The organism is Bacteroides neonati, from assembly GCF_000499785.1.
Lineage (GTDB): Bacteria > Bacteroidota > Bacteroidia > Bacteroidales > Bacteroidaceae > Bacteroides > Bacteroides neonati.
The window spans coordinates 439509-464521 of sequence record NZ_HG726019.1 but is presented as its reverse complement, the minus strand read 5'-3'; the positions used below and the strand labels follow the sequence as shown (position 1 = coordinate 464521).

The 25013-nt window shown below is 40.7% G+C and carries 28 protein-coding genes; 19 read left to right on the top strand and 9 right to left on the bottom strand.

What is annotated here, in order from left to right:
• From priA to TY03_RS01765, 4 genes are all read right to left on the bottom strand, one after another.
• Entirely contained in the window at positions 1-2460 is a 2460-nt protein-coding gene (gene priA / locus TY03_RS01780; protein WP_042366796.1) for a replication restart helicase PriA, read from the bottom strand.
• Positions 2461-2536: 76 nt separating this feature from the next.
• Positions 2537-3127 (bottom strand): porin family protein, encoded by a 591-nt coding sequence (locus TY03_RS01775; RefSeq protein WP_042366794.1) that lies wholly within the window; start codon positions 3125-3127, stop codon positions 2537-2539.
• A gap of 111 nt (positions 3128-3238) precedes the next feature.
• Entirely contained in the window at positions 3239-3733 is a 495-nt protein-coding gene (locus tag TY03_RS01770) for a GNAT family N-acetyltransferase (RefSeq protein ID WP_042366792.1), read from the bottom strand.
• Positions 3734-3742: 9 nt separating this feature from the next.
• Complete coding sequence (locus TY03_RS01765; protein WP_042366791.1) at positions 3743-4453, bottom strand: DUF169 domain-containing protein; 711 nt, start codon at positions 4451-4453, stop codon at positions 3743-3745.
• A 142-nt stretch (positions 4454-4595) separates the two neighbouring features.
• Between TY03_RS01765 and TY03_RS01760 the strand changes: the two genes are divergently transcribed.
• The 3 genes from TY03_RS01760 to TY03_RS01750 are packed head-to-tail and all read left to right on the top strand — an operon-like array spanning position 4596 to position 8199.
• Complete coding sequence (locus TY03_RS01760; protein WP_042366789.1) at positions 4596-5906, top strand: anaerobic C4-dicarboxylate transporter family protein; 1311 nt, start codon at positions 4596-4598, stop codon at positions 5904-5906.
• A 31-nt stretch (positions 5907-5937) separates the two neighbouring features.
• Entirely contained in the window at positions 5938-6996 is a 1059-nt protein-coding gene (gene ansB, locus TY03_RS01755) for an L-asparaginase 2 (RefSeq protein ID WP_042366787.1), read from the top strand.
• A 15-nt stretch (positions 6997-7011) separates the two neighbouring features.
• A complete protein-coding gene (locus TY03_RS01750; protein ID WP_042366785.1) occupies positions 7012-8199 on the top strand; it encodes a porin in 1188 nt (395 codons plus the stop codon).
• 72 nt (positions 8200-8271) lie between these two features.
• Here TY03_RS01750 and TY03_RS01745 read toward each other — a convergent pair whose 3' ends face one another.
• The 5 genes from TY03_RS01745 to TY03_RS01725 form a co-directional block, all read right to left on the bottom strand.
• Positions 8272-8493 (bottom strand): DUF2795 domain-containing protein, encoded by a 222-nt coding sequence (locus TY03_RS01745; protein WP_002558131.1) that lies wholly within the window; start codon positions 8491-8493, stop codon positions 8272-8274.
• Between the two features lie 71 nt (positions 8494-8564).
• Positions 8565-9128: a cob(I)yrinic acid a,c-diamide adenosyltransferase gene (locus TY03_RS01740; protein ID WP_042366770.1), complete on the bottom strand. Its 564-nt coding sequence runs from the start codon at positions 9126-9128 to the stop codon at positions 8565-8567.
• A 55-nt stretch (positions 9129-9183) separates the two neighbouring features.
• Positions 9184-9813, bottom strand: coding sequence for a hypothetical protein (locus TY03_RS01735; RefSeq protein WP_042366768.1), 630 nt, complete (start codon positions 9811-9813; stop codon positions 9184-9186).
• 132 nt (positions 9814-9945) lie between these two features.
• Positions 9946-10632 (bottom strand): energy transducer TonB, encoded by a 687-nt coding sequence (locus TY03_RS01730; protein ID WP_042366766.1) that lies wholly within the window; start codon positions 10630-10632, stop codon positions 9946-9948.
• Positions 10633-10926: 294 nt separating this feature from the next.
• Positions 10927-11265, bottom strand: coding sequence for an MGMT family protein (locus TY03_RS01725; RefSeq protein ID WP_042366764.1), 339 nt, complete (start codon positions 11263-11265; stop codon positions 10927-10929).
• 338 nt (positions 11266-11603) lie between these two features.
• On the opposite strand from TY03_RS01725, the gene TY03_RS01720 reads away from it, so the two are divergent.
• The 16 genes from TY03_RS01720 to TY03_RS01645 all read left to right on the top strand — a co-directional run bounded on the left by TY03_RS01720 (position 11604) and on the right by TY03_RS01645 (position 25012).
• Positions 11604-12944, top strand: a complete 1341-nt coding sequence (locus tag TY03_RS01720) for a site-specific integrase (protein ID WP_042366762.1) — start codon at positions 11604-11606, stop codon at positions 12942-12944.
• Between the two features lie 7 nt (positions 12945-12951).
• The gene (locus tag TY03_RS01715; RefSeq protein WP_042366760.1) at positions 12952-13932 is read left to right on the top strand and encodes a hypothetical protein; all 981 of its coding nucleotides are present in this window, start codon (positions 12952-12954) and stop codon (positions 13930-13932) included.
• Between the two features lie 168 nt (positions 13933-14100).
• Positions 14101-14412 carry a helix-turn-helix transcriptional regulator gene (locus TY03_RS01710; RefSeq protein ID WP_042366757.1) on the top strand — a complete coding sequence of 104 codons (312 nt, stop codon included), beginning with the start codon at positions 14101-14103 and terminating at the stop codon, positions 14410-14412.
• 19 nt (positions 14413-14431) lie between these two features.
• Entirely contained in the window at positions 14432-15616 is a 1185-nt protein-coding gene (locus TY03_RS01705; RefSeq protein WP_074434124.1) for a primase-helicase family protein, read from the top strand.
• A gap of 236 nt (positions 15617-15852) precedes the next feature.
• Positions 15853-16863: a toprim domain-containing protein gene (locus TY03_RS01700; protein WP_042366754.1), complete on the top strand. Its 1011-nt coding sequence runs from the start codon at positions 15853-15855 to the stop codon at positions 16861-16863.
• A gap of 183 nt (positions 16864-17046) precedes the next feature.
• The gene (locus TY03_RS01695; RefSeq protein ID WP_042366752.1) at positions 17047-17304 is read left to right on the top strand and encodes a DUF3408 domain-containing protein; all 258 of its coding nucleotides are present in this window, start codon (positions 17047-17049) and stop codon (positions 17302-17304) included.
• 130 nt (positions 17305-17434) lie between these two features.
• Positions 17435-17797 (top strand): plasmid mobilization protein, encoded by a 363-nt coding sequence (locus TY03_RS01690; protein WP_187373966.1) that lies wholly within the window; start codon positions 17435-17437, stop codon positions 17795-17797.
• Entirely contained in the window at positions 17787-18701 is a 915-nt protein-coding gene (locus tag TY03_RS01685) for a relaxase/mobilization nuclease domain-containing protein (RefSeq protein WP_042366749.1), read from the top strand. Before TY03_RS01690 ends, TY03_RS01685 begins: the two co-directional genes overlap by 11 nt.
• A gap of 19 nt (positions 18702-18720) precedes the next feature.
• Complete coding sequence (locus TY03_RS01680) at positions 18721-19293, top strand: hypothetical protein (RefSeq protein ID WP_052332363.1); 573 nt, start codon at positions 18721-18723, stop codon at positions 19291-19293.
• Positions 19294-19412: 119 nt separating this feature from the next.
• Complete coding sequence (locus tag TY03_RS01675) at positions 19413-20855, top strand: class I SAM-dependent DNA methyltransferase (RefSeq protein WP_042366747.1); 1443 nt, start codon at positions 19413-19415, stop codon at positions 20853-20855.
• Positions 20855-22225, top strand: coding sequence for a hypothetical protein (locus TY03_RS01670; protein ID WP_042366745.1), 1371 nt, complete (start codon positions 20855-20857; stop codon positions 22223-22225). The genes TY03_RS01675 and TY03_RS01670 overlap by 1 nt, the downstream gene beginning before the upstream one ends.
• 11 nt (positions 22226-22236) lie before the next feature.
• The gene (locus TY03_RS01665) at positions 22237-22599 is read left to right on the top strand and encodes a hypothetical protein (protein WP_042367282.1); all 363 of its coding nucleotides are present in this window, start codon (positions 22237-22239) and stop codon (positions 22597-22599) included.
• Between the two features lies 1 nt (position 22600).
• Positions 22601-22969 (top strand): hypothetical protein, encoded by a 369-nt coding sequence (locus TY03_RS01660; RefSeq protein WP_042366742.1) that lies wholly within the window; start codon positions 22601-22603, stop codon positions 22967-22969.
• 5 nt (positions 22970-22974) lie between these two features.
• Entirely contained in the window at positions 22975-24126 is a 1152-nt protein-coding gene (locus TY03_RS21370) for a restriction endonuclease subunit S (protein ID WP_187373965.1), read from the top strand.
• A gap of 12 nt (positions 24127-24138) precedes the next feature.
• Complete coding sequence (locus TY03_RS01650) at positions 24139-24546, top strand: hypothetical protein (RefSeq protein ID WP_042366740.1); 408 nt, start codon at positions 24139-24141, stop codon at positions 24544-24546.
• A gap of 4 nt (positions 24547-24550) precedes the next feature.
• The gene (locus TY03_RS01645; protein WP_042366738.1) at positions 24551-25012 is read left to right on the top strand and encodes a hypothetical protein; all 462 of its coding nucleotides are present in this window, start codon (positions 24551-24553) and stop codon (positions 25010-25012) included.
• Position 25013 lies beyond the last annotated feature (1 nt).

Genomic DNA, 25013 nt, shown 5'->3' with positions numbered 1-25013 from the left:
TTACATGGGGTCTACATCGTAGTAAACAATTAAAGATTTAAAACGCTCGTCCTCGATCATTTCGCGTTGTACACGCAGCAATAATTCGCGAGCTCTGCTCATAGGAGCGTTGTATTCTATCTTCAGTACAATTTTTTTAATAAATAGCGTTTGTACCCGGGCTACCGGTGGCTTATCCGGTCCTAACACCCGGTTGCCAAAGAGCGCCCGTAGCTTTTCGGCCATAGCCTCGGCCATGGCATCGAGCAATGTTTCATTGCGATTCTTCAAATAGACATAGACCAGCCGGTAGTAGGGCGGATAGTGAAACATCTGCCTTTCCGCCAACTGTCCGTTCACCATCTGCTCGTAATTATTATTGATTACCTGAGGGATAATCTCATGATCGATGCTTTTTGTTTGCAACACCACTCTCCCTTGCTTATTCTTGCGCCCTGCACGACCGGAAACCTGTGCCATCAATTGAAAAGCGCGTTCATAGGCACGAAAATCGGGATAGTTCATCATCGTATCGGCATTGAGAATACCAACCACACTGACGTGATCAAAATCCAGTCCTTTCGAAACCATCTGCGTACCAATCAGAATATTGGTTTTGCCTTGTTCAAAGTCAGCAATGATTTTCTCATACGCCGAACGGGTACGTGTGGTGTCTAAATCCATACGGGCAACAGAAGCTTCGGGAAACAATACTTTAATATCGTCTTCAATCTTCTCCGTGCCAAAGCCTCGATTCACCAACTCTACTCCTTCGCAGGCCGGACACGAACGGGGTAATTGATAGGTATACCCACAATAATGGCAAGTGAGTTGGTTAATGCCTTTATGATAGGTCAAACTCACATCGCAGTTCTTGCACTTGGGCACCCAGCCACATGTACGACACTCGACCATGGGAGCAAACCCGCGCCTGTTTTGAAATAGAATCACTTGTTCTTTTTGATCGAGTGCTTCACGGATATACTGCATCAATAATGGAGAGAACGGTCCCACCATTCGTTTCTTGCGATGCAATTCTTTAATATCGACAGGGATGATTTCGGGCATTTGAATCTCTTTGTATCGCTCTTTCAACTGTACAAAGCCATATTTCCCGGTTGTAGCATTGTGCCAGGTTTCGACCGAAGGAGTAGCTGTGCCCAATAATGTTTTTGCTCCGTACATAGAAGCTAATACAGTGGCAGCATTGCGTGCATGGTAGCGGGGAGCAGGGTCTTGCTGCTTGTAGGTATTCTCGTGCTCTTCGTCAACAATAACCAACCCCAAGTTGCGAAAGGGAAGAAAGATGGAAGAACGAACACCCAGAATGATATCATACCCGGTTTCGCTCAACTGCTTCTGCCAGATCTCGACTCGCTCGGCATCGGGAAACTTGGAATGATAAATACCCAACCGACTACCAAACACCCGCTTCAATCGCTCGGTAATTTGAGTGGTAAGGGCTATTTCGGGCAATAGATAAAGTACTTGCTTGCCTTGCCGAAGCATCTCTTCAATGAGGTGAATATACACCTCGGTTTTCCCACTGGAGGTAACCCCATGAAGCAGGCAAACATTTTTATGGCGGAAACTTTCGGTAATCTCTTCATAAGCCTGTTGTTGATGCTCATTCAACGGGTGAAGTGACATCACATCATCGGTTTGAGTCATTAATCGCCCTATTTCATGATGATAGACCTCAAAGACTTTTTTATCGACCAAGCCGTTAAATATGGAAGGAGAAGCATCGGCTCGTAATAGAAGTTCTTTCTTTGAGACCTCTTTCGGAGTATCTCCTCCGAGCACTCCCGACAGCTCTACATATTTCATAAGCAGCGCCAATTGCTTGGGTGCTCTCCCCAGTTCATCAAACAGCATACGCATGCGTCGTTCATTGGCAGCCGAAGGGGTAAGCCGTACACGTATCTCCGTTTTGGGCTTATAGGTGCGCCGCAACTCTTCCTTCACAAAAATAGCACCTTTATCAAGGAGCGATTTAATAACATTGAGAATATTCTTGATGCCACTCTCCTTCTCGAGTTTAGTGACACATTGTTCGGGTTCTTGCGCCAACAAGTCGAGAATTTGTTGTTCGCGATCGGTCAAGGGAGCGTCTGCCTCAAAATCGGGATTATATTCGACCATGGTTTCGCTTTCCAATTTCAGCCCCGAGGGTAGAGCAGCTTTATACACATCGCCCTGCGTACAAAGATAATAGTTTGCCAACCACTCCCAAAAGCGAAATTGTATAGGTAGCAGTATCGGCGAAGTGTCGAGTACAGTGCTTATCTCTTTCACCTCGTATGCTGTCGGAGCACAATAATGCACATTACGAACGATGGCTGTATAGAACTTCTTTCTTCCAAAAGGTACCACCACACGACAACCTATCTGCACTTCCTCCGCACCTTCATCGGGCAGGGAGTAAGTGAAACTCTTCGGAAGTGGAAGGGGTAATATGACATCAACATACTTTTTCATTGCACGGGCAAAGATACAAAAAAAGAGGCTTCCAAGAAGTGGAAGCCTCAATATCTAAAAAAGAGATACTTGTTTTTTAGAAGATATAGGCGGCAGATATCTGCCAAACTTTTGTCTTCGAAGAGAATACCTCTTTGGCAGCGTCGCCAAAGGTGAGTTCGGATGAGTTATCCAGCGGCACATTGTAGTTGAATCCAACCTGAAGATGCTTCAACAGCTTAACACCGGCACCCAGATTAATGCCTACCTGTGCGTTTTTTCTGTTGAGATTGATATTCTGCCCGAAACTTTTATCCTTCGCAAAGTTAAAGTAGAAATCAGGACCGGCAGCTACATAAATACCAAAAAGACTACCCAAACCGATCGTATACTTCAGGTTTATTGGAATTTCAAGACCGTTTTCCTTTTCAGACTCTCCATTAATCTTAATACCTCGTTGAGAAAAGAGTAATGCACCGTCTACACCTAATCCTACTACAGGGATGGTTAGTTCCGCCATCGGGCCGATAAAGAAACCGGTAAAGTTATCTGTTTTGAAATCAGACTTATTAAAATCGGCTTTGGCCAGATTTAATCCACCCTTAACACCAAACTTTAGTTGAGCTTGAGCGGGAATAGCCATCACTAAGCAAATGGCTACCAGTAAGACACTCATGATTTTTTTCATACTTCGTTGTATTTAATATTCGGGAGCAAAGATATGTAATTATCACGAAAAGAACATAAAAACCACTATTTTTGTTCAGATGGCTTCGTCTCTTTACCAACTGACACGTAGTTAAAGAATCAACTGCCAGTCGCCTACATCGAGTAAGCGGCCGAACTTATAACCCACCTCATCGTAATGAGCCACTTTACGAAAGCCCAACTGTTCGTGCAGCCGGATACTGGCCTCATTGGGATAGGTTATACAAGCAATGGCTACGTGGAAGGAGTGCTTTCTAAGGCTACCAAGCAATACTTCCATCAACTCTCTACCAATACCTTGACCACTACAACCGGGACGTAAATAAACTGTAGTCTCTACCGTAGCCTGATAAGCCGCTCGTGCCTTCCAAGTGTGTGCATAGCAATAGCCCAAAAGACCATCATCCTCCGAAACATACACAAAGTAAGGAAATCTGCCCGCAATATTGATAATGCGTGTACCCATCTCCTCCTCAGTCAAGAGTTCTGTTTCGAAAGTAATGACAGTTTCCTTGATATAATAATTATAGATATTCAGAATATCGGGAACATCACCGGTTCTTACTTCTCTAATAGTTCCTTTCATAAATGAAGATTATTGATTAATTCGCTCTTTAATCTTACCCCAGGCATGGGTATCGAAGAGACAACTGCTGCGCATGGTTGTGAGCATCTCTTGAAAACGCACCAATGGGATGACAAAGCTCAATACATTGGCCTCAACATAAGGACGAACAGAAGGATCAAAGAAACCCAAAAATGTTCTTCGCCCTTTACAACGATTCTCCACGACAGCTTGTGTGATAACCGAACTACAACCCGAGCCGAAAATAGAAGTGACAGCTTGCGCATCATTATTGTCATAGCAGGCCCATGTAAAAAGCCCGGATAAGATATCGGGAGTAGCTAGGAATAGTATACCCTCAAGTCCTTCAAAACTATCGAGTAAATCAATACGGGCAAAATTAAGATAAGCTTTAGCAGCTCGCGGCACTTGGAGCTCTTCAACAAACTCCTTCACCATTTCGGGGGTTTGTTTGTAACGTTCCTTAAGAGACACAAAGGCAGGAATCCGTTCGGGAAAGTCAATAAAACCAGTATAAAACTGTCCTCCCCCACAACCGATAGTCGCAGCATTCAGACTCACCTTGACTCCGGCTCTCACCTCTTTCATAGATTTAAAGAGACAGCCATTGGTTTTATCCGTAGGAGCTGTTTCTTCATCCGAATACCAAAAACCAATAGGCAGTTCGGCCTGTGTGCCAAAGGCTTCCCGATAGTTTTCTATAAAGTTTTTAACGTCCATACTCTCTTCTTTCGTTTTTCGACCAGTATCTCGCAAATATAAAAGGTTTTAAGCTAGTATACAAAAACCAATCAACTTCTTTTATTGTTCTTTTTCATATTCGTAAGAAACATAGTATCTTTACCTGAGAAAAAATAAGAATATGATTCTACAACTACTTTTTGTATTGATGGCGATTATTATCGGTGCTCGCTTAGGTGGTATCGGATTGGGAGTAATGGGTGGCGTAGGGCTGGGAATACTCACCTTCGTCTTTGGCTTGCAACCCACTGCCCCACCTATCGACGTGATGCTGATGATCGCTGCTGTTATTTCGGCCGCATCGTGTATGCAAGCAGCCGGTGGACTTGATTATATGGTAAAGTTGGCCGAAAAACTGCTGCGGAAAAACCCTTCGCACGTTACACTGCTAAGCCCCATTGTGACTTATCTGTTTACCTTCGTGGCCGGCACGGGACATGTTGCCTATTCGGTACTACCGGTCATAGCCGAGGTCGCTACCGAAACAAAAATCCGCCCCGAAAGGCCATTGGGTATTGCCGTTATTGCTTCGCAACAGGCTATTACAGCCAGCCCTATCTCGGCTGCTACCGTTGCCCTATTGGGTTTATTGTCGGGATTTGACATTACCCTATTCGATATTCTTAAAATAACCATCCCCTCTACTATTATCGGCGTATTGGTTGGCGCACTTTTGTCAATGCGTGTTGGCAAGGAGCTGGTTGATGACCCGGAATATCAGAAACGCTTAGCCGAAGGATTGTTTGATAATAAAAAAATAGAGATCGAAGATGTCAAAAACAAACGTCATGCGTTAGTTTCAGTCCTGGTATTTATGCTGGCTACCGTATTTATCGTATTCTTCGGTTCATTTGACAGCTTGAGACCCTCCTTTTTAATCGACGGAAGCGTTGTAAAGCTTGATATGTCTTCGATTATCGAGATTGTGATGCTCTCGGCAGCCGCTCTCATACTGTTGCTGACTAAGACAGACGGAATCAAAGCAACGCAAGGTTCTGTTTTTCCGGCAGGCATGCAGGCGGTCATTGCTATTTTTGGTATTGCCTGGATGGGCGACACATTTCTTCAAGGCAATATGGGACAGCTCACCTTATCTATCGAAGGCATTGTACGCGAGATGCCCTGGTTGTTTGGTGTTGCCCTCTTTGTCATGTCTATCTTACTTTACAGTCAGGCAGCCACTGTACGGGCTTTGATGCCCTTAGGTATCGCACTAGGCATTTCACCGTTGATGCTGATTGCTATGTTCCCGGCGGTAAACGGATACTTCTTCATACCCAATTACCCCACCGTAGTAGCTGCTATTAATTTCGACCGAACCGGCACAACAAAAATAGGCCGGTATGTGTTAAATCATTCTTTTATGATACCGGGGCTGGTTTCTACGGCAGTAGCCATCGGATTGGGATTACTCTTTATACAGTTCTATTAAATTTATATATTAACCTAAACAACATTGAATCATGAAAGATTTTAGAAAACGAAGTTTGCTTGTATTGGGCCTCTTCTTATCGGTAACTCTGGCATTGGCTGCAAAGCCAAATATTCATATCTTGGCTACAGGTGGAACCATTGCCGGAACAGGTAGTTCGGCTACGTCGACGAGCTATACTTCGGGACAGGTAGCCATCGGAGCACTACTTGATGCAGTTCCCGGACTGAACTCCATAGCCAATATTACCGGAGAACAAGTGGTTAAAATTGGCTCACAGGATATGAGCAACGAGGTATGGCTGACGCTTGCCAAAAAAGTAAACGAATTGCTGAATCGTCCGGATATTGACGGTATCGTCATTACCCACGGAACAGACACGATGGAGGAAACAGCCTATTTCCTGAACCTAACCGTGAAGAGCGATAAACCCGTCGTTATCACTGGTGCCATGCGCCCGTCAACAGCATTAAGTGCCGACGGACCATTGAACATATACAACGCCGTTGTTACTGCGTGTGCTAAAGAATCCAAAGGCAAAGGTGTACTAATTGCAATGAATGGTCTCATTCTGGGTGCAGAGAGTGCTGTAAAAATGAATACGGTAGATGTAGAAACCTTCCAGGCACCTAACTCCGGTGCATTAGGCTATATTTTTAATGGAAAGGCATTCTATAACCAAGCTACATTGAAAAAGCACACAACGCAATCGGTGTTTGATGTTAACCAGTTAACAACACTCCCGAAAGTGGGTATCGTGTATAGCTATTCAAATATAGAGGCCGATATGGTCAGTCCGATGTTAAATGAGGGCTACCGCGGTATTATACATGCGGGTGTAGGCAATGGCAATATTCATAAGAATATCTTCCCGATACTTATCGAAGCCCGTAAAAAAGGAATTTTAGTAGTACGATCATCTCGGGTACCTACCGGACCTACTACATTGGATGCTGAAGTCAACGATGCCAACTATGAATTTGTAGCATCGGGAGAACTGAACCCTCAAAAGTCTCGTATTCTATTGATGCTCTCTTTGACAAAGACCAGCGACTGGAAACAGATTCAGCAATATTTCGAGGAATACTAAAATAAAACTCACTTTATGAAGAAAATCATTTTCGTGCTGCTCCTAGCGGGCAGCATACATAACTTATATGCCCAAAACACGGGGCAGAAAAGCGAGTTTATGAGTAATAAAACGCTTTTCGAGGAGCTAACAGATGTAAAGAAAAAAACAGATAAGTTTAATCTTTACTTAAATATGCAAGCCGGATTCGATGCCAGATTCCGAAACGGATTCGATGAAGGTGCCTTCAAAGTACAGCAACTGCGCATCGAAATGAAGGGCAACATCAACGATTGGCTTTCGTATAGGTATCGCCAAAGGCTAAACCGCTCAAATGACGGCAATAACATGATCGATAACCTTCCTAATTCGATTGACTGGGCAGGCATCGGTATCAAGTTAAGTCCTAAGTTTAGTCTCTTTGCCGGTAAGCAAGGGGTAGCTTACGGTGGATTTGAGTATGATTTGAATCCTATCGAGATTTATGAGTATTGCGACCTGCTCGAAAACCTGAGCGGGTTCATGACCGGTGTGAACGTTGGCTACAACGTTACACCGAGCCAACAGCTCAATTTACAAATTCTCGATAGCCGCAACAACTCATTCAATGACACCTACGGCGTCACTGCGGATGCACTAGGCAACTTGCCCGATCTAAAATCGAGTAAACTACCTCTCATTTATACCTTAAACTGGAATGGTAATTTTAATAATGTATTCAAAACCAGGTGGTCAGCCTCTTTAATGAGCGAATCGAGTAATAAGAACCTTTATTACTATGCATTAGGTAATGAATTGAATCTGGGTAAGTTTAATATGTACCTTGATTTTATGTATTCGCAAGAAGGAATCGACCGCAACGGAACGATCAGTAACATAGTGGGTCGCCCCGAAAATCATAATACATTTAATACAGGCTATCTGGCCGTAGTTAGTCAGCTCAATTATCGTTTTTTACCCAAATGGAATGTGTTTGTAAAGGGGATGTACGACACCGCATCGGTAACAAAAGCGTCGGATGGTGTCGAAAAAGGTAACTACCGTACCTCCTGGGGATATCTGACCGGATTAGAATACTATCCGATGGAAACGAACCTGCACTTCTTCCTTACGTATGTAGGTCGCAGCTATGACTTTGCTGCGCGTGCCAAGGCATTAGGGCAAGAGAACTATAGCACCAACCGGATTTCAGTAGGTTTTATTTGGCAGATGCCCATCTTTTAAATTTAAAAGGGTGATTCATTCTAAATAAATGAATCACCCTTTTTTATAATGGTTACTACCGGCTAGAGTATATTAGTATTCTTCTTCATTAAAGAAAAAGTCCTCTTTACTCGGATAATCCGGCCAGATATCTTCAATACTTTCATATATTTCGCCTTCATCTTCCATCTCTTGCAAATTCTCAATTACTTCGAGAGGAGCACCTGAGCGCATGGCATAATCAATAAGTTCGTCCTTTGTTGCCGGCCAAGGAGCATCTTCCAACTTTGATGCTAATTCTAATGTCCAATACATAAGCTTTTACTATTAAATTGTGAATGTTGATTTTACTTTCCTATTTTTCGGCAAAAGTATAATAAAATTTCTCACTTGCAACTATTATTCCAGAAAATTTCATCGTTACCATCATTAAAATTGATTTTACGCGATAAAACAAATAAATAATCTGATAATCTGTTTATATAGGCTAAAACTTCCGGAGATACGACACAAATATCGGACAGTGCAAGTATCCGTCGTTCCGCCCTGCGGCATACGGTACGACAAATATGGCAAACAGAGGCTCCTTTGCTGCCTCCCGGTAGAACAAAAGCATGCAAGGGTGGAAGCATTTCGTCAATAACATCAATTTCACGCTCAATACACTCCACATCGGATGCATCAATAATACTAGCACTATGCAGCTGGGTCTGCTCCTGATCGGTGGCCAAATGCGAACCGATCGCAAACAACTTATCCTGTACTACCTGTACAAAGTCGACATCATGTTTCTCAGTAAGATGCGTTACCAGATAACCCAAGTTGGAGTTCAACTCATCGATCGTTCCGTATGCTTCGAGACGAATGTGAGTTTTCGGTACGCGTGTACCACCCACCAGAGCAGTCATTCCACGATCACCGGTTTTCGTATACACAAGACTTTTCTTCATAATTACTATTTTTATTAATGGTTTCTCTTTCTTATAGATTAACAAATAACAGGTTTCAGAAGTTGACGATATAGTGTTGTTTTATCTTACAACGATCAAAGAAAAGAATACCGACATCGTAAAGATCGAATGTAATTCCTACCCGTTCGTTGTCTTGAAATTGTTTCCAAAGAGTTTGCATAGCACGCGAAGAGTGGATACCACTGAGCACAAACACACTCTGCCAAGTTGTTCGGGTTGAGCAAAGATTAAAAACCTCCTCAACAAAAGATGGCTCTTTCTCTTTATGCAGATATAAAAAGTCGACAGGTGTATCGGATTCGAGAAAAAGATCGGATAGTTCGGAGACAAAAAGATAATTTGCATCAGCTTTACCAGCCTGCAAATAGAGCGAAGAAGCCGAAAGCGCACCGGCATCTATCATACAGCACGGCTGAAACCGATTAACCAACCGAAACAATAAGCGATTCACTTTTCTACGCTCTTTATTCCATCCCTTTCCACGAATAGCAGACAGTTTTTTTTGTTCGACAGCCAACTCTTGATAAGCGTAATAGGGTGCATTCTCGTATATCAGGCAGGTAATCAATTCGAAGGCGAACGGCGAATGTACTCCATAGCCACAACGATAACGAATGCGTGATAGCCAGATAAAAGGTCGTTTCAACGTAAGAAGCATATTCATGATTCAACTCTATTTTCATTTGATATGCCACAAAGATATGGTTTTTCTGGCACACCGCCAATGCGTAAAAGCAAAAGAGCCGCCCGTCATGATCGGGTCGGCTCTATTTTACTGTTCGGGCACGTTCAAGCACTATTGCAGTCTAAACACGACTGGTAATGTATACTTCACACGTACCGGCTGATTCCTCTGTTTGCCGGGAGTCCACTTGGGCATTGCATTGATTACCCTGAGGGCTTCCTTATCCAAATAAGGATCTACACTTTTCAAGATCACCGGATGGGTAATCGTACCGTCCTTGTCGACTACGAACTGCACAATCACTCTTCCCTGAATTCCCGTTTCTTGCGGAACGATAGGGTACTTGATGTTTTTCCCTAAATACTGCATCAATGCGGTATCTCCTCCGGGAAATACCGGCATATTTTCCGCAAATACAAAGATTTCGTCTTCTACCACGATCTCTTTTTCAATAGCCGCTGGCCTCCAACCTATTTCATAAGCCTTACCGTCTTCTTCGGTAGACCCAATCAAGGCTTCCGTTACTTTGGCATCGTTTTCTACGATAATCAACGCTTCGGGCACCTTTGCCTCAGGTAATGGTGGCGGGGGTAGCTTCTCTTCACGAAACGTAATAGGGATCAGGCTCTCTTCGAAGATAGGATCATTGCCGGCAAGCAAACCGGATGCAACCTTGACATCACGCTGTGTCCATTCGAACGTTACGAACATGAGTGCAAGAGTAGCAACAAATCCCATCAGTAACCAAGTGCCTCTACGGCTCTCGATTGCTGCTTTTTTAGATTTCTTGACTTCCATAAAAATGAATTTAAGTAATTAATAATAGAAAATATATAGTATATATACCATCCTCATATTCAGATTACCTAATACGTCTTTCGTCGTTTTTAAATATAGAATTATTATTTATAGAATGTTGCTTTTCAATAGATTATTTAAGAATTAAGTCATCTATTTGATTAAAATTAAGCTAATTACTGCAAATCGGAGAATAATGGGTATGTTGATGCCACACAAATAGATACAGCCAGTGATTCTGTATGGCATCAAACAAGATTAGACCAAAATGATAAGTTTTCCAGTGTAAGCTATTTATGCCTCCAAAACATCCTTCAAGTCCTCATATTGCCATAAGTGTAGTTTCATATTCACCCTACCACTCGAAAGGAAAGAAATGCCCTCATGAATTAGCAATACTCGTTGCTGATCCCATGAGGGTACCAAGCGCCCTTGTGCATTAACCACACGATGACAGGGCAAATTAAAATCTTCGGGTACACACTTCAATGCCCACCCCACCAAACGGGAAGCCTGCGGACAGCCCAACAGACGCGCTATCTCCCCGTAGGTAGTCACCTTCCCCTTAGGGATACTGCTCACTATTTCGTATACCGCTTTACAAAAGATATCGTTCTTTTCTATTTTACCCATGTGATTATTATATGCTTTTCTGAAGTCAATATGGCAAAGATAATATATAAGATCCACAAATTTGAACGCTGGCAATAAATAAAAAGAGCTAACTGATTAAAAATCAATTAGCTCTTTGCTTTCTAAGTACCCAGACCCGCATTTGAAAATATTAAATCATAGCTAATGTGCGGAAGCATTAAATCAGCAATATATGGCTATAATTAACTGATTATTAAATGACTTACTATCATATTGCATTTAATCAAATTGAAATGAATTGAAACATTTTTAGCATGTGTGGGGAAAATGTGGGGAAAATAATCTATCTTTGCATACAACAAATTAAGCCTCAATTTATGAAAGTTACCTTTATTATTAAGAAAGTGGCAAAACGCAATGATGTAGACTCCAAGGCTACAATCTATGTACGACTAAGGGATGGCAGACGCTTAGATTCCGTTGCTCCTACCGAGTTGGCTGTCAATCCAAATCTATGGGATGAACAAAAGGAGGGCATAAAGAGCAAAGCTGTCTGCTCTGACGAAATAAGAGCTTCCATAAATGAAGAAGTACGTAATATAAAAACCTACATTGAGAAAGAATATCAAGTAGCCAAAGAAGAAGAGATTAATAAGGAGTGGCTCAAACTATCATTGGATAAATATTATCATCCGGCAAAATACTTTATAGTAGAAGAGGTAGCCGTTAAACCGAGTCTTGAACAACTCTTTGACGAGTTCCTTCTTAAACATAGACTATCTGCGGTCAGAATAAAAAATTTCAAAGTGGTGAAAAGGGGAGTGCTTCGTTACGAGTTATACATCAAAATGACTAAGCGAGGGCAGAAAGCATTTATTTTAGACGTAGACACCGTTACATCCGATGTTTTGCGTGATATGTGGGATTTCTTTGAGAACGAATATAAATACGTTGAGTTATATCCCTCTGTATATGAATCTATACCCGAAAAGCGCACCCCTCAACCAAGAGGAAAGAATACCCTTATCGATTGCTTCTCTCGCATTCGAACATTTTTCATCTGGTGCTACGATAATAAAAAAACAAAAAACAGACCGTTCGATGACTTCCCAATTGATGAATGTACCTACGGGACACCGTTTTATATTACCCTTAAAGAGAGAGACCAAATCTTTGATACCGATCTTTCAGAACGCCCTCAGTTAGCAATCCAGCGAGATATATTTATATTCCAAACATTGATAGGTTGTCGTGTTGGCGATTTATACAGAATGACGAAACTTAACGTTGTCAATGGTGCGATTGAGTATATGCCCCGAAAGACAAAAGAGGGCAACCCAATAACCGTCCGTGTGCCTCTCAATGATAAAGCTTTATCCATACTTAGTAAATACAAAGACCATGCAGGCAAACTTTTACCTTTCATTTCAGAGCAAAAATACAATGCTGCCATAAAGAAATTCTTTCAAATTGCCCATATAGATAGGATTGTAACTATTTTAGACCCACTTACACACGATGAAGTAAAGCGCCCTTTATATGAAGTTGCAAGTAGTCACTTGGCGCGAAGAACATTTATTGGTAATATCTACAAAAAAGTTAAAGACCCCAATTTGGTATCGGCACTTAGTGGACACAAAGAGGGAAGTAAAGCCTTTACGCGCTATAGAGATATTGACGAAGAGATGAAAAAAGATTTAGTGAAATTATTAGATTAATAGGATTATGGGAGTTTTTCAAGAAATATGGATAGACATTAAAGAGTTGGGAGACAAGGCCTTGATGGATTTACCCTCTTTTGAGTCAATAGGTTATACGAAAATAGAAATTGCCAACTGCAAAGGTTGTGTTGTGATAAGCAAAGACGACTTGGAGACACTCAAACATGTGTATTCAATTTATTCTCTAATGAACAAAAGCCTATATCATAAAATGCAGAGCTACAGTAATAATATTCCTATATCTGAGTCTACTTTTGAAGACTCCGCACTGGCTCGTGCCTATTACAATGGGTTTACAGGTGGATATAGGCACATGGAAGACATTATATCTAAAGCTTTTTTAAGAAGTGGAAACCAATTGGAATTGAAAGGCTGCGTAATTGAGACACGTAAATATATCAAGCGCAAAGTGATGAGGTACAAGCTTAGAAAAGACAATGTAGCAATTAGTACGGCTCATCTAATAGATATGTTCCGATGGTTTGGAATATCACAAGGCGCACAAATCAAATGCATTGAGCATGGCATTGAGCTTGGAGAAATTAGATATGAGTACGACAACACAGTCAACGCCGGAAAAAAGTCAGACAGAGAGCACCCCCATTTAATTCTAATTGATAATAATCCCACTTTGTCAATTACATTGCTCGAAGAATTTGGAAATACAGATAGCTACTCTTTGGACGCATTTGAGACAATGTTACTCATAGAAAACAGGGAAATCAGAAGAACCATTTTTAATCGAATAAGAACGATAGCAAAAGATGGAATGGCAGGTGAGGATCTCTGTTCTTTAATGTCTGCTTTACATCGAAAAGGGTATATTTCTTTAAGCAATAAAAAAGCTACGCTTGAATCTTTTCAGAGTTCATTTCCTAAGTCAACATGCTCTTCGAGTTACTTTAGCCGAAAGCTTCCAGAAGAAGTTAAAGGTGTGAAATTAAAAAACACTGAGTTCTATTTAAAGTTTTTAGAAATGAAGTAAGTTCACTCAAGTTCATTGTTGTTCACGTGAACTTTTATGAACTTGGAATATTCTTAATCCGCTTTAAATCAGTATATTTTTGCAGCCGTCATCTGTTAGTCAGATGGCGGTTTTCTTTTTCTATATTCACAAGAGAGGAAACCTACACAAGGTGAATAAGCATGGAATATGAACAATTTATTATCAATCATTCAAAATGAAAAGGCGAACATTAGGTTTGAAGTCAATGGAGAAGATTTACTCTTATTCTCCAACGATTTAATCAATCGAGCGAAAAACGAGCTATCAGTAGAAATAGCCGAAGCCCGAAAAGAAAGATACCTCACCAAAGCAGAGGTAATGGAGTTATGTGATGTGTGTGATGCCACACTTTGGCATTGGAATAGAAAAGGGTATCTCAAGGCTGTTAAAATTGGGAATAAGGTAAAATACCGCTTGTCAGATATTCAAATCATACTCGGAGAGAAAAGCGTAAAATGATAATTTAATCCATATGATTATGACAGACGACAAATTTGCTCGAGTAGGTACATCACTTTTCAAAATGGTGGATCAGCCATCAATGAGTGGGGATTTTATTAAAAAACGTATTCTATGGAACAATGAAACACTCCGCCAAGATTATGGCAAGAATTTCATTGCAACTGTCCCCAAATATGATGGATTTTGCACCGTTCCAAATCACATTCATTATCAGCCAGTGATAGGAACTTTTCTAAATCTCTACGAACCGATAGGCTATAAACCACAACAGGGAAATTGTGCCTTAACGCTATCCTTTGTAAAGCATATATTCGGAGAGCAGAATGAATTAGGATTAGACTACATACAGTTACTCTATATGCACCCAATTCAGAAGCTACCTATTCTATTATTGGTATCGCAACAGAGAAATACGGGCAAAAGCACCTTTCTTAACTTTCTGAAAGTCATATTTAAAGGCAATATGACCTTCAATACTAATGAAGATTTCCGTAGTCAATTCAACTCAGACTGGACGGGAAAGCTTATTATTGCCGTAGATGAAGTTTTATTGAATCGCAGAGAAGACTCCGAACGTCTAAAGAACCTAAGCACAGCACTTTCTCACAAAGTAGAAGCGAAGGGAAAAGACCGCAATGAGATTTCCTTTTTTGGCAAGTTCATCTTATGCTCAAACAATGAGAGTAATCCGGTTATTATTGACCCCGGAGAAACACGCTACTGGGTGAGAAGAATTACTCCTTTCGGAATAGAGGACACAATGATGCTCCATAAATTAATAGTAGAAATCCCTCATTTCCTGTTCTTTCTTCAAAATAGAATACTAACCACGAAAAAAGAAAGTCGTATGTGGTTTGCACCCAAACTGGTCAATACGCCAGCTCTGCAGAAGATTATCCGTAGCAACCGCAATCGCTTAGAGATGGAACTTTCGGAACTATTCTTGGACATTATGGAGGCAACGGGAAAAGAGAGCATCTCATTTTGCCCTACCGACCTTATACCATTACTAATGGCTAATCAAGTAAAATCGGAAACGTATCAATTACGAAGGATTATACAGGATGATTGGAAATTAGAGCCTGCACCTAATTCGCTGACGTACCAGACCTATCAGTACAACTACAACAGTGAATGTCGCTTCTCACCTATTAGGCGAGTTGGGCGCTATTATACCGTTACAAAAGAGTTATTACTTTAATTATTGATGAAATGATGAATAAGCATTATAGTTCACTAGTAATAAACAAGATACTCTCTCAACAAATTCTCATCAATAGCTTTTTACTGATGAAAAGAGAAAAGAGGCTTTGTTTTTGTGAAGTCATCTGATGAAATCAGATGAAGACCTATTTATTTCATTACAAGCGATTTATGCGGACTATTCATCAAATCATCGTTCTTTTACATTTATCAACCCCGTAAATTACATATTGTATGAACATCGAACAAGTTAAAAATATAGCGTTGGAAGATTACTTGCACAGTTTGGGTTTTAGCCCCATCAAGCAACAGGGAAGCAGCCTTTGGTACAACTCCCCCTTCCGTACCGAAACGGAAGCATCATTCAAAGTAAATTTAACCCGCAATGAGTGGTATGATTTTGGTTTAGGCAAAGGCGGCAATATCATCGCCTTAGCATCAGAACTTCATGGAACGGACAGTGTGCCATATCTATTGCAGCGCATAGCAGAACAAACGTCCGTAATCCATCCCGTTTCTTTTTCTTTTCGCCCGCAACCCTCTTTGCCGAGCTTCCAGCAGTTGGAGGTAGAGCCTCTTAATAGCCCCATCCTTTTAGCATACTTACAGGAGAGAGGTGTCAATACGGAACTGGCGAAAAAAGAATGCAGGGAGTTGCACTTTGTGAACAATGGCAAGTGGTACTTCGCCATCGGCTTCCCGAATGTAGTAGGAGGATACGAGGTACGGAATAAATATTTCAAAGGCTGTATCTCCCCCAAAGACATCACCCATATCAAACAAGGACGAGAAACCTGCATCGTATTTGAAGGATTCATTGATTACCTTTCTTTCCTCACACTTCGGCAAAAGAGTTGCCCCGCTTCTCCGGATTTAGATAAGCAGGATTATCTTATCCTTAATTCGGTGACCAATCTTCCGAAAGCATGGGATGTACTGGAAATCTACCAGCACATCATATGCCTTCTTGATAATGACAAAGCAGGCTGCAGAGCTACGGAAGAAATTCGGCAACGGTGCGGATATAAGGTATTCGACCAATCCGATCACTATAGAGGATATAAAGATTTGAATGACCGCCTATGTGGCAAGAAGCAAGAACAGACACCAAAAGTCAAGCATTCAGCAGAGCCAGCAACAGGAAAAGAAGTGGACTCAGAAGCCAAGCAAGCATTGAAGCCAAAAGAGACGGCGATGCGTAAGTCTATACAGCCGAAGAAGCCAGGCAGGCGGATGAAGTTCTAATGGATCAATTTCCCATTTACCGAAACCACAAAAACCTGAACGAGTATGTTGTGACACACAAACTGAAATCAGTTCAGGAGTAAAAAGAGGTGTCAAAACAAGAATCAGTACCGCCACCTATTACGTAAACCAGTACTTAAACCAAAAATGAGATAATTACTTAATTCAAAACATACAGAAGTTATGAAAACAAAACATATTTCACGAGAGAAATACATCGAAACATTTTGCCGGGACAAACGAATCCGCGAACGTCAGGTACTTTATGTAAGTGCCGAAACGCACAACCGTATAAGAAGAGTTGCTCATCTATTTGAACAGCATCACGTAACGGTAGCCTCGCTTATTGACACCATCCTAATTCATCATCTTGAAACCTACGGACAGATTTTTGAGGAGTTGAATAACGAACAGGTCGCTGATTTTTTGGGGAAGGTCTAACCATAAAAACTATTCTGAGAATGAGCAGCAAGAGTAACATTGCCAATATCATGAGAATTTGGGAGCAAGTTTGTGTTTCTGTCCGACAGAAACAATGAATCCCGATGGTCTAACTAAAAAAAACAATATAATGAAAACGATAAAAAATAGAAATGAGAACGGTCGCCCTAAGAAAGAGGCGATTGACCGATGGCAGTATCGAGCCTCCATAAAATTGGGGCTGATTGAGTACAAAGCATTGCTAAGAAATGCGAGTACAGCAGGACTGACCATAAGCGAATACATCCGCAGTGCTTTGCGGAATTCCACCGTCAAAGAGCGGCTCACCGCCACCCACCTGCAACTGATAACCAAGCTCACAGGGATGGCAAACAATCTAAATCAGATTGCCAAACGAGCCAATCAAGCAGGGTATGTTATGGTAAAAACCGAGTCCGAAACACTCGCTAAAGAGATTGATAACGTAATAAAATCGATAGAAAATGATGGCTAAAATAGTGCAAGGGAACAGTTTTTCGAATGCTGTAAACTACGTTTTGAATCGTGATGAAGCTGATATAATCGCCACAAAAGGAGTGCGGAATATCGACAAAGAGTCTATAATCCGCAGCTTTGAAACGCAAGCTCGACTGTTGCAAATTGCTAAGCCTGTCGCCCATATCTCACTCGATTTTTCGGCACAGGACAGAGAGAAACTGACCAATGCGAAGATGATAGAAATTGCCGACGAGTATATGAAAAAGATGGGCTACGGCAATACGCAGGTCTTAATTGTCCGCCACACCGACCGAGACCATCCACACATACACTTAATAATGAACCGCATCGACTTCAACGGCAAACGCATTTCCGACCAGAATGAGAAGATACGCAACGTTAAGATATGCAAGGAGCTAACACTCGAGCACGGTTTGTATGTTTCGAGCGGAAAAGAGAACGTCAAGCGAAAGCAACTCCGAGAACCCGACGCAACTAAGTATCGCATTTACGATGCTCTTTGCAAACACGTTCCACAGTCAAAGTCGTGGAAGGAGCTTGAAAAGCGATTGCGTTCTGAGGGCATTGAGTTAGGTTTCAAAACCAAAGGCTCTACTGACCAAATTGAGGGAGTAAGGTTTACGAGGAACAACCTTTCGTTCAATGGCTCAAAAGTAGATCGCCAGTTCAGCTATTCCAAAATTGAGTACGCTCTACGGCAAAACAATCGAGCGGAGCGGCAGAGCTTGCCACCTGTGCAACAACCGCAGCACCGCCCCGAACACCACGAAAGCAATACCATTGGTGACTCTATCGGCTCTCTATTCGAGATGCCTATGCTACCCAACGGCACAGACCCCGAAGAGGAGGCATTCCGCAAGCGTATGCAACGCAAAAAGAAAAAAGGAATCAGATTTTAACCACTTAAAAACTAAAAATATGGCAACAGACAAAGAAGATGTAATCATCTTTATGATTGAAGAACTGACCAAATTGGTCAAGCAGAGCAGTAAGTTCCCACAAGTAGACCTCTCGAAAGTAGAGACCCTCACCGTGATGATGCAAAGCAGCATCGACCAGACTGCCGACAATACCACCAAGCTTAAAGAGGTCATCGAAGAGGCTCGCAAACCAGTAGTCCGAGAGCGACGCATCACCATCGACATAGTATCGAAAGAAGCAGTTTTTATTTTCATCGGAATGCTCATCATTATTGCCGGACTGAGTGCATGGCTCTACCTCGCCACTCGCCCAAACTACGACCGTATCGACAACGACCTAAAATACCGCTACATCAAAATGAAAGGCGAAGCCACCCCGCAACGTATTTCTGAACTCGAAAATCTATTTGAAATCAACCGAGATAACACCAAAATCCGACAAATGAGCAAAGATGTAGAAGAGTACGAGCGAGCAGTTAAGGAAAAAGCTACCATCGATGAGCAAACCCGACTCCGACAACAAGAAGCTGAAAAGTTAAATCACAAGGCTAATTCGATTAAGAGTAAGTGAGTTATAAAACCGCAGGATGATTAAGATCTTGCAGTTTTATAGTTGATAATCCAACAAGATTATTTAACTTTGTATATTGGGAATGGAATACATAAGTAAAAATGATATTTGAATAATATATGTTTGAACAAACTTTTAAAAATATAGACGACACACTGCGTTTGGTGTGTAGCAATGAGTTGGATTACGTGGAACAGTCGTCGTGGATACTGTTTTTGAAATATCTGCACGATTTGGAGTATGAAAAGAGGCTACACGCAGAACTTGGAGCCACACCATACAAGCCTATTATCACAGGTGAGTTTTGTTGGGATAAGTGGGCTGCACCGAAAGATGCAAGCGGAACACCTGACAAGAAAAACGCTCTTACGGGGGAAGATTTGCTTGACTTTGTCAATCGGGAGCTGTTTCCTTATCTGAGAAAGTTCCGCCAGACGGCAGCTTCGCCTGATACGATTGAATATAAGATTGGGGAGGTGTTCGGTGAGTTGAAGAATAAAATCACTGATGGTGCTTCGTTGCGTGATATGCTTTGGGATATTGACGCACTGCGGTTTCAGACCTCGGAGGAGAAGCACGAGATGTCGCACCTCTATGAGAGCCGCATTCAGCGTATGGGTAATGCAGGGCGAAATGGCGGGGAGTATTACACACCTCGTCCGTTGATTCGTACCATTATCGAGGTGGTTAAGCCCGAAATCGGGAAAACGGTTTATGATGGAGCTTGCGGTTCGGCAGGTTTTCTTTGCGAGGCTTTTTCGTACTTGAATGAGCGAGTTCATAGTTCGGACGATAGAGAGACTCTGCAAAAACGCACCTTGTATGGTCGTGAGAAAAAGGAGCTGCCTTACATTATCGGAATGATGAATATGATTCTTCACGGTGTGGAGGCTCCAAATATTCAGCATACCAATACGCTGGCAATAAACCTTGCCGATGTGCAGGAGGGTGATAAATATGATTTTATATTGGCTAATCCGCCTTTCGGGGGCAAGGAACGCCCTGAGATACAGCAGAACTCTACGATAAAGACTGGCGAAACGGCTTATCTCTTTTTGGAGCACTTTATTAAGCATCTCCGTGCCGGAGGTCGTGCTGGGGTTGTTATCAAGAACACGTTTTTGAGCAATACCGATACTGCTTCGGTGGCTTTGCGACGCAAGCTGCTCGAAGAGTGTAATCTGTTTGCCGTGTTGGATTTGCCGGGTGGCGTGTTTACGGGTGCGGGGGTAAAGACGGTTGTTCTTTTCTTTGAGAAGGGTATGCCTACCGATAAGGTGTGGTACTATCAGTTGGGCTTGGATAGGAATTTGGGCAAGACTAATCCTTTGAACGAGGGCGATTTGGCAGATTTTGTTGCTTTGCAACCTGAGCAGAAGTCGAGCGATAAATCTTGGACAATTGATGTTGCTACACTTGATGAGACCTGCGATTTGTCGGTTAAGAATCCGAATAAGGTAGAGGAAGAAGACAACCGCACTCCCGAAGATATTGCCGCCGAAATTGAGCTATTAAACACCGATAGCAACCGATTGTTGAACGAGATTTTGGAATTATTATAATGGCAATTATTAGACCTCGATTAAATGATTACTATGATATACCTATTCTACAAGAAGAGGTAGACTTCGCAATACCTTTTTTGGATGAAGATATTCCGCTATATGTAGATCCATTTCTATTGTGGGCGATGCCATCTATGCAGGATAATGGACTTCATTCATTATTGGTAGAGCAGTTTAATCAATTAGGACACCAATATTTGCACGGGAAAGAAAAAGAGAGTGTTTCCATATTATCAGAGTTATCAGAATGCAATGAAGTTGGCTTAGGTAATTCAAAAACTCGTGTTGGTAAAAAAATAGGCTCTAAGTTATCTGCTGAGGTTCTTAATTTATTCAAAGAGATTCCACAGCTAACAGCACAAGGCTTTACTCATTTTGAAGAAGTTCAATTACTTGTTGATAATATATCCAAGGATAGAATCAGTGATATTAGTTGTTCTTTGTTAAAATCATTTTTAATAGATTTCACCATTGAGCAATGTGAAAAATGGGCGATACCTATGACTAAGTGTAGCGTTCCATTATTTGATTATAAAAAATTTAAGTTTCAAGAAGATGAAGCTTGGTTGCCGATAAATTCAAATACAAATCAGTCAATAATCTTAATACCTAAGAGATGGTTGAGGTTTATTCCTTGGATTAATTATGAAGATTATTTTCAACATTATTTTATTGAAAACATACAAAAGGTATACGATGGAAAACTCAATAGAGTTCCTATCTTAAGCTATAACAGACAGAATTATAATATTCTTCAGTCGTATATAAATATAAAAGAAATAGGCGGGAAAAATATTAAAAGCGACCCATTATTTAAGCAAATACCTGTAATGTCAGTTAATCGTAAATTATGTTCAATAAAGAAGTTACCAAGCGGTAAAATAGATAATGCTGATCAAAAGTATGAAGACTACATGGCTCAGATGTTAGCATCATTGCTTTATCCTCACTTAGATTTCGCACAAGAACAAAGTCGAACAGAGAGTGGTTTGCAGATCAGGGATATGGTATTCTATAATAATCGCTCTGTAGACTTCTTACAAGACATCTATAATGATTATTGTTGCAAACAAATTGTAGTTGAGTTTAAAAATGTCGCATCTGTAGAGAAGGAGCACATCAACCAATTAAATAGATATTTATCTGACTCTTTTGGGCGATTCGGTATTATATTTACAAGAAATAGGCCAAAGAATAATATTATGCAACACACGATTGACCTGTGGTCTGGTCATAGAAAATGTATCTTAATTATGGATGATACTGACTTGGAGATGATGTGTAATGTTTACGAAAGTAAGCAACGATTACCAATAGAGGTAATAAAAAAGAAATTTATAGAGTTTACCCAAAAATGTCCATCATAAAAAAGAATATTATGACAGCAACAGAAATAGATATATTAGAAAAAGCAGAAGCACAACTGCAGGCATTCTACACTGACTTCAACAGTCTAAATAAGAAGCCAAATGATGCAATAAGTGAATTTAAACTAAAACTTATAAACAGAGTGATTATTCAAGCTAATGAGCTACTTGGAGCTGAATACAAACCGTTTGATGAATTTGATGCTGATGCGATACCATCCAATAGCGACGTAGTTATGATACTTGGACAGTATCTTAACTGTATAGATAAATTGCGATCAGATAATGCAAAATCATATGGTAAAGCGTGGTATTGGATTGTAGATGGTATAGAATCTAAGATAAGAACAAAAGCACCTAAAAATCGTATTTAATATGGCTAAAATAAAGGAAACAAAGAGTGTAGCTCCAACTAAGTTGCAGGCAGAAGAGTTTGATATGCTATCCCCACTACTTGATGCATTGTTTGTTGAGACAAAGGAACTGTCCAAGAAAAAACAAGATGGAGTATTGAATTTACTTAAAGTAAAGATGATAAATAAAATACTTCTTCGCATAAAAACAATTTTAGAACATGACTCATCTGTAGAATATTTAGAGTTATTAGACGAGGAAAGTTTACCAACTAATAGCGATGCTTCTTTTATGTTGTCTCAATTTCAAGCTGCAATGACGCAATTCCGAAATAAATATTACGGATATCAATCTTATTCTCACACGCATGAATGGACAACCTTAGATTAGACAAAATGAAACAAAGGTGGGAAATAAAGAAGTTGGGGGAGGTGTGTAAAATATCACCACCTAAAAGTGAAGTAAGAGAAAGCAGCCTGAACGAGAAAGATATGGTTTCCTTTATTCCGATGGAAGATTTGGGTATTAACGAAATGTACATAACTCCGAAAAAAGGTAAATCTTTACTTGACGTAGTTAGTGGGTATACATATTTTGCTAACAATGATTTGTTGTTAGCAAAGGTAACTCCTTGTTTTGAAAATGGGAAATTGGGTATCGCCAAGAACCTATACAATGAAATCGGTTTCGGGTCAAGTGAGTATATTGTTATTCGTGCAAATGATAATAGTGTAAAACCTGAATATGTATATTACGGACTTTCATCTGATATATTCCGAAGGCAAGGCGCAAAGCTAATGTTAGGCGCTTCAGGGTTAAAGCGTTTGCCTAAGGATTACGTAGCAAATTATGAATTGCGCATTCCATCAATTCCTGAGCAGGAGCGGATAGTTTGGATTTTGGATAGTGCATTTGCGAAGATTGAGGCTCTCAGAGCCAACGCCCAGCAAAACCTCCAAAACACAAAAGACCTCTTCCAAGCATCACTAAAACAAGAACTCACCCCAAAACAAAAAGGTAAATACAAACTCGCAAAAGACTTATTTGATATAAAAACAGGTAAATTGAATGCAAATGCTGCTGAAGAGAATGGAGCATACCCATTTTTCACTTGTTCACGAGAAGTGTACGCAATAAATCAATTTGCCTTTGATTGTGAGGCTGTTTTGCTTGCTGGTAACAATGCGAGTGGCGATTTTAATGTGAAACATTATAAAGGTAAATTCAATGCATATCAACGAACATATGTAATCACCACTAAAAGCAACCAAACACATTGTCGAATATTGTACTATGTTCTTGAAAATTACCTTTCAGAACTCAAGTCTATGTCGGTTGGTGCTAATACCAAATTCTTGAAACTTGGTATGATAGAAAACGTACAAATGCCAGATTTCACATTAATAGAGCAACAACAAGTAGTCGAAAAACTTGACACACTAATTGAGCGTTGCCGAGCGATGGAAGAGAACTACCGACAAACCATCACCCACTGCAACGCCCTAAAACAAGCACTACTAAAAAAAGCCTTCAACGGAGAACTATAAAATCAAAACAATATGAAAAAGATTATCGCACTTTACAGACGAGGAGATACCGGGAAAACCGAAACTCTGAACTATGTTATTGAGATACTAAATACAATCACGACAGGAAATTTAATTCCTCTTGTCCCGAATCATACTGACAGACAAGCCACATTTGTGTTCAATGGACTGACGGTCTCTGTGTGTACGGCTGGTGATAATGCTGCCGAGATAAAGCAAAATGAAGCGTATTTCAATAATCAAAAGTGCGATATTGCGATTACAGCCTCAAGGTCAAGAGGAGAAAGCGTTGATGCTATAAACGCTATGGCGAACAGTAATGGGGTAGGAATACAATGGGTAAGAAAATTAGTTAGACCTCATAATGTATATCACCTTAATGTCTCGGATGCTCATCAAATAATAAGTTGGATATATTGATGTCATGGGCGAAATAAAAGCTAAATCATATAGGCATTCAGCTTCATTCGGCAAGAGGATGGAGCATTATCTAATAGGAAAAATGCTCAAAGAAGGGCTTGACGTCTTTATTCCTATGATTGACGATGATGCTATTGACGCTGTTGTAAAAAGACCAGATGGCAAATTTGTAGAGGTACAGATTAAGGCAAGGTCGAATGAAGTAAAAGAGAGTTACTCCGCTTTTTTCTCACCTATTAAACATGAATATAGAGCCAATTATTGGTTTGTGTTTTATTCAGAAAGAATGGATAAAATGTGGATAATGTCTTCTTCTGAGTTTTGTGACGAATCAAAAGTTATGAGCGATGGTAGAAGATCAATAAAATTTAATCGGGTCGCAAATAAAGAACCTAAACCACTGCAGAAATTTGAAAACTACATTGAACTAAATTTTGATAGAATCAAAAACGAAGATACTAAATAAC

Excerpts from the sequence above, each read along its gene's own strand:
- TY03_RS01730 (WP_042366766.1), bottom strand. The coding sequence starts at position 10,632 with ATGGAAGTCAAGAAATCTAAAAAAGCAGCAATCGAGAGCCGTAGAGGC.
- TY03_RS01745 (WP_002558131.1), bottom strand. The coding sequence starts at position 8,493 with ATGTATTGGACATTAGAATTAGCATCAAAGTTGGAAGATGCTCCTTGG.
- TY03_RS01750 (WP_042366785.1), top strand. The coding sequence starts at position 7,012 with ATGAAGAAAATCATTTTCGTGCTGCTCCTAGCGGGCAGCATACATAAC.
- ansB (WP_042366787.1), top strand. The coding sequence starts at position 5,938 with ATGAAAGATTTTAGAAAACGAAGTTTGCTTGTATTGGGCCTCTTCTTA.
- TY03_RS01765 (WP_042366791.1), bottom strand. The coding sequence starts at position 4,453 with ATGGACGTTAAAAACTTTATAGAAAACTATCGGGAAGCCTTTGGCACA.
- TY03_RS01675 (WP_042366747.1), top strand. The coding sequence starts at position 19,413 with ATGTTTGAACAAACTTTTAAAAATATAGACGACACACTGCGTTTGGTG.
- TY03_RS01710 (WP_042366757.1), top strand. The coding sequence starts at position 14,101 with ATGAACAATTTATTATCAATCATTCAAAATGAAAAGGCGAACATTAGG.
- TY03_RS01735 (WP_042366768.1), bottom strand. The coding sequence starts at position 9,813 with ATGAATATGCTTCTTACGTTGAAACGACCTTTTATCTGGCTATCACGC.
- TY03_RS01725 (WP_042366764.1), bottom strand. The coding sequence starts at position 11,265 with ATGGGTAAAATAGAAAAGAACGATATCTTTTGTAAAGCGGTATACGAA.
- TY03_RS01775 (WP_042366794.1), bottom strand. The coding sequence starts at position 3,127 with ATGAAAAAAATCATGAGTGTCTTACTGGTAGCCATTTGCTTAGTGATG.
- TY03_RS01645 (WP_042366738.1), top strand. The coding sequence starts at position 24,551 with ATGGGCGAAATAAAAGCTAAATCATATAGGCATTCAGCTTCATTCGGC.
- TY03_RS01715 (WP_042366760.1), top strand. The coding sequence starts at position 12,952 with ATGGGAGTTTTTCAAGAAATATGGATAGACATTAAAGAGTTGGGAGAC.
- TY03_RS01650 (WP_042366740.1), top strand. The coding sequence starts at position 24,139 with ATGAAAAAGATTATCGCACTTTACAGACGAGGAGATACCGGGAAAACC.
- priA (WP_042366796.1), bottom strand. The coding sequence starts at position 2,460 with ATGAAAAAGTATGTTGATGTCATATTACCCCTTCCACTTCCGAAGAGT.
- TY03_RS21370 (WP_187373965.1), top strand. The coding sequence starts at position 22,975 with ATGAAACAAAGGTGGGAAATAAAGAAGTTGGGGGAGGTGTGTAAAATA.
- TY03_RS01660 (WP_042366742.1), top strand. The coding sequence starts at position 22,601 with ATGGCTAAAATAAAGGAAACAAAGAGTGTAGCTCCAACTAAGTTGCAG.
- TY03_RS01670 (WP_042366745.1), top strand. The coding sequence starts at position 20,855 with ATGGCAATTATTAGACCTCGATTAAATGATTACTATGATATACCTATT.
- TY03_RS01760 (WP_042366789.1), top strand. The coding sequence starts at position 4,596 with ATGATTCTACAACTACTTTTTGTATTGATGGCGATTATTATCGGTGCT.
- TY03_RS01685 (WP_042366749.1), top strand. The coding sequence starts at position 17,787 with ATGATGGCTAAAATAGTGCAAGGGAACAGTTTTTCGAATGCTGTAAAC.
- TY03_RS01720 (WP_042366762.1), top strand. The coding sequence starts at position 11,604 with ATGAAAGTTACCTTTATTATTAAGAAAGTGGCAAAACGCAATGATGTA.
- TY03_RS01770 (WP_042366792.1), bottom strand. The coding sequence starts at position 3,733 with ATGAAAGGAACTATTAGAGAAGTAAGAACCGGTGATGTTCCCGATATT.
- TY03_RS01680 (WP_052332363.1), top strand. The coding sequence starts at position 18,721 with ATGGCAACAGACAAAGAAGATGTAATCATCTTTATGATTGAAGAACTG.
- TY03_RS01695 (WP_042366752.1), top strand. The coding sequence starts at position 17,047 with ATGAAAACAAAACATATTTCACGAGAGAAATACATCGAAACATTTTGC.
- TY03_RS01690 (WP_187373966.1), top strand. The coding sequence starts at position 17,435 with ATGAAAACGATAAAAAATAGAAATGAGAACGGTCGCCCTAAGAAAGAG.
- TY03_RS01740 (WP_042366770.1), bottom strand. The coding sequence starts at position 9,128 with ATGAAGAAAAGTCTTGTGTATACGAAAACCGGTGATCGTGGAATGACT.
- TY03_RS01665 (WP_042367282.1), top strand. The coding sequence starts at position 22,237 with ATGACAGCAACAGAAATAGATATATTAGAAAAAGCAGAAGCACAACTG.
- TY03_RS01705 (WP_074434124.1), top strand. The coding sequence starts at position 14,432 with ATGACAGACGACAAATTTGCTCGAGTAGGTACATCACTTTTCAAAATG.
- TY03_RS01700 (WP_042366754.1), top strand. The coding sequence starts at position 15,853 with ATGAACATCGAACAAGTTAAAAATATAGCGTTGGAAGATTACTTGCAC.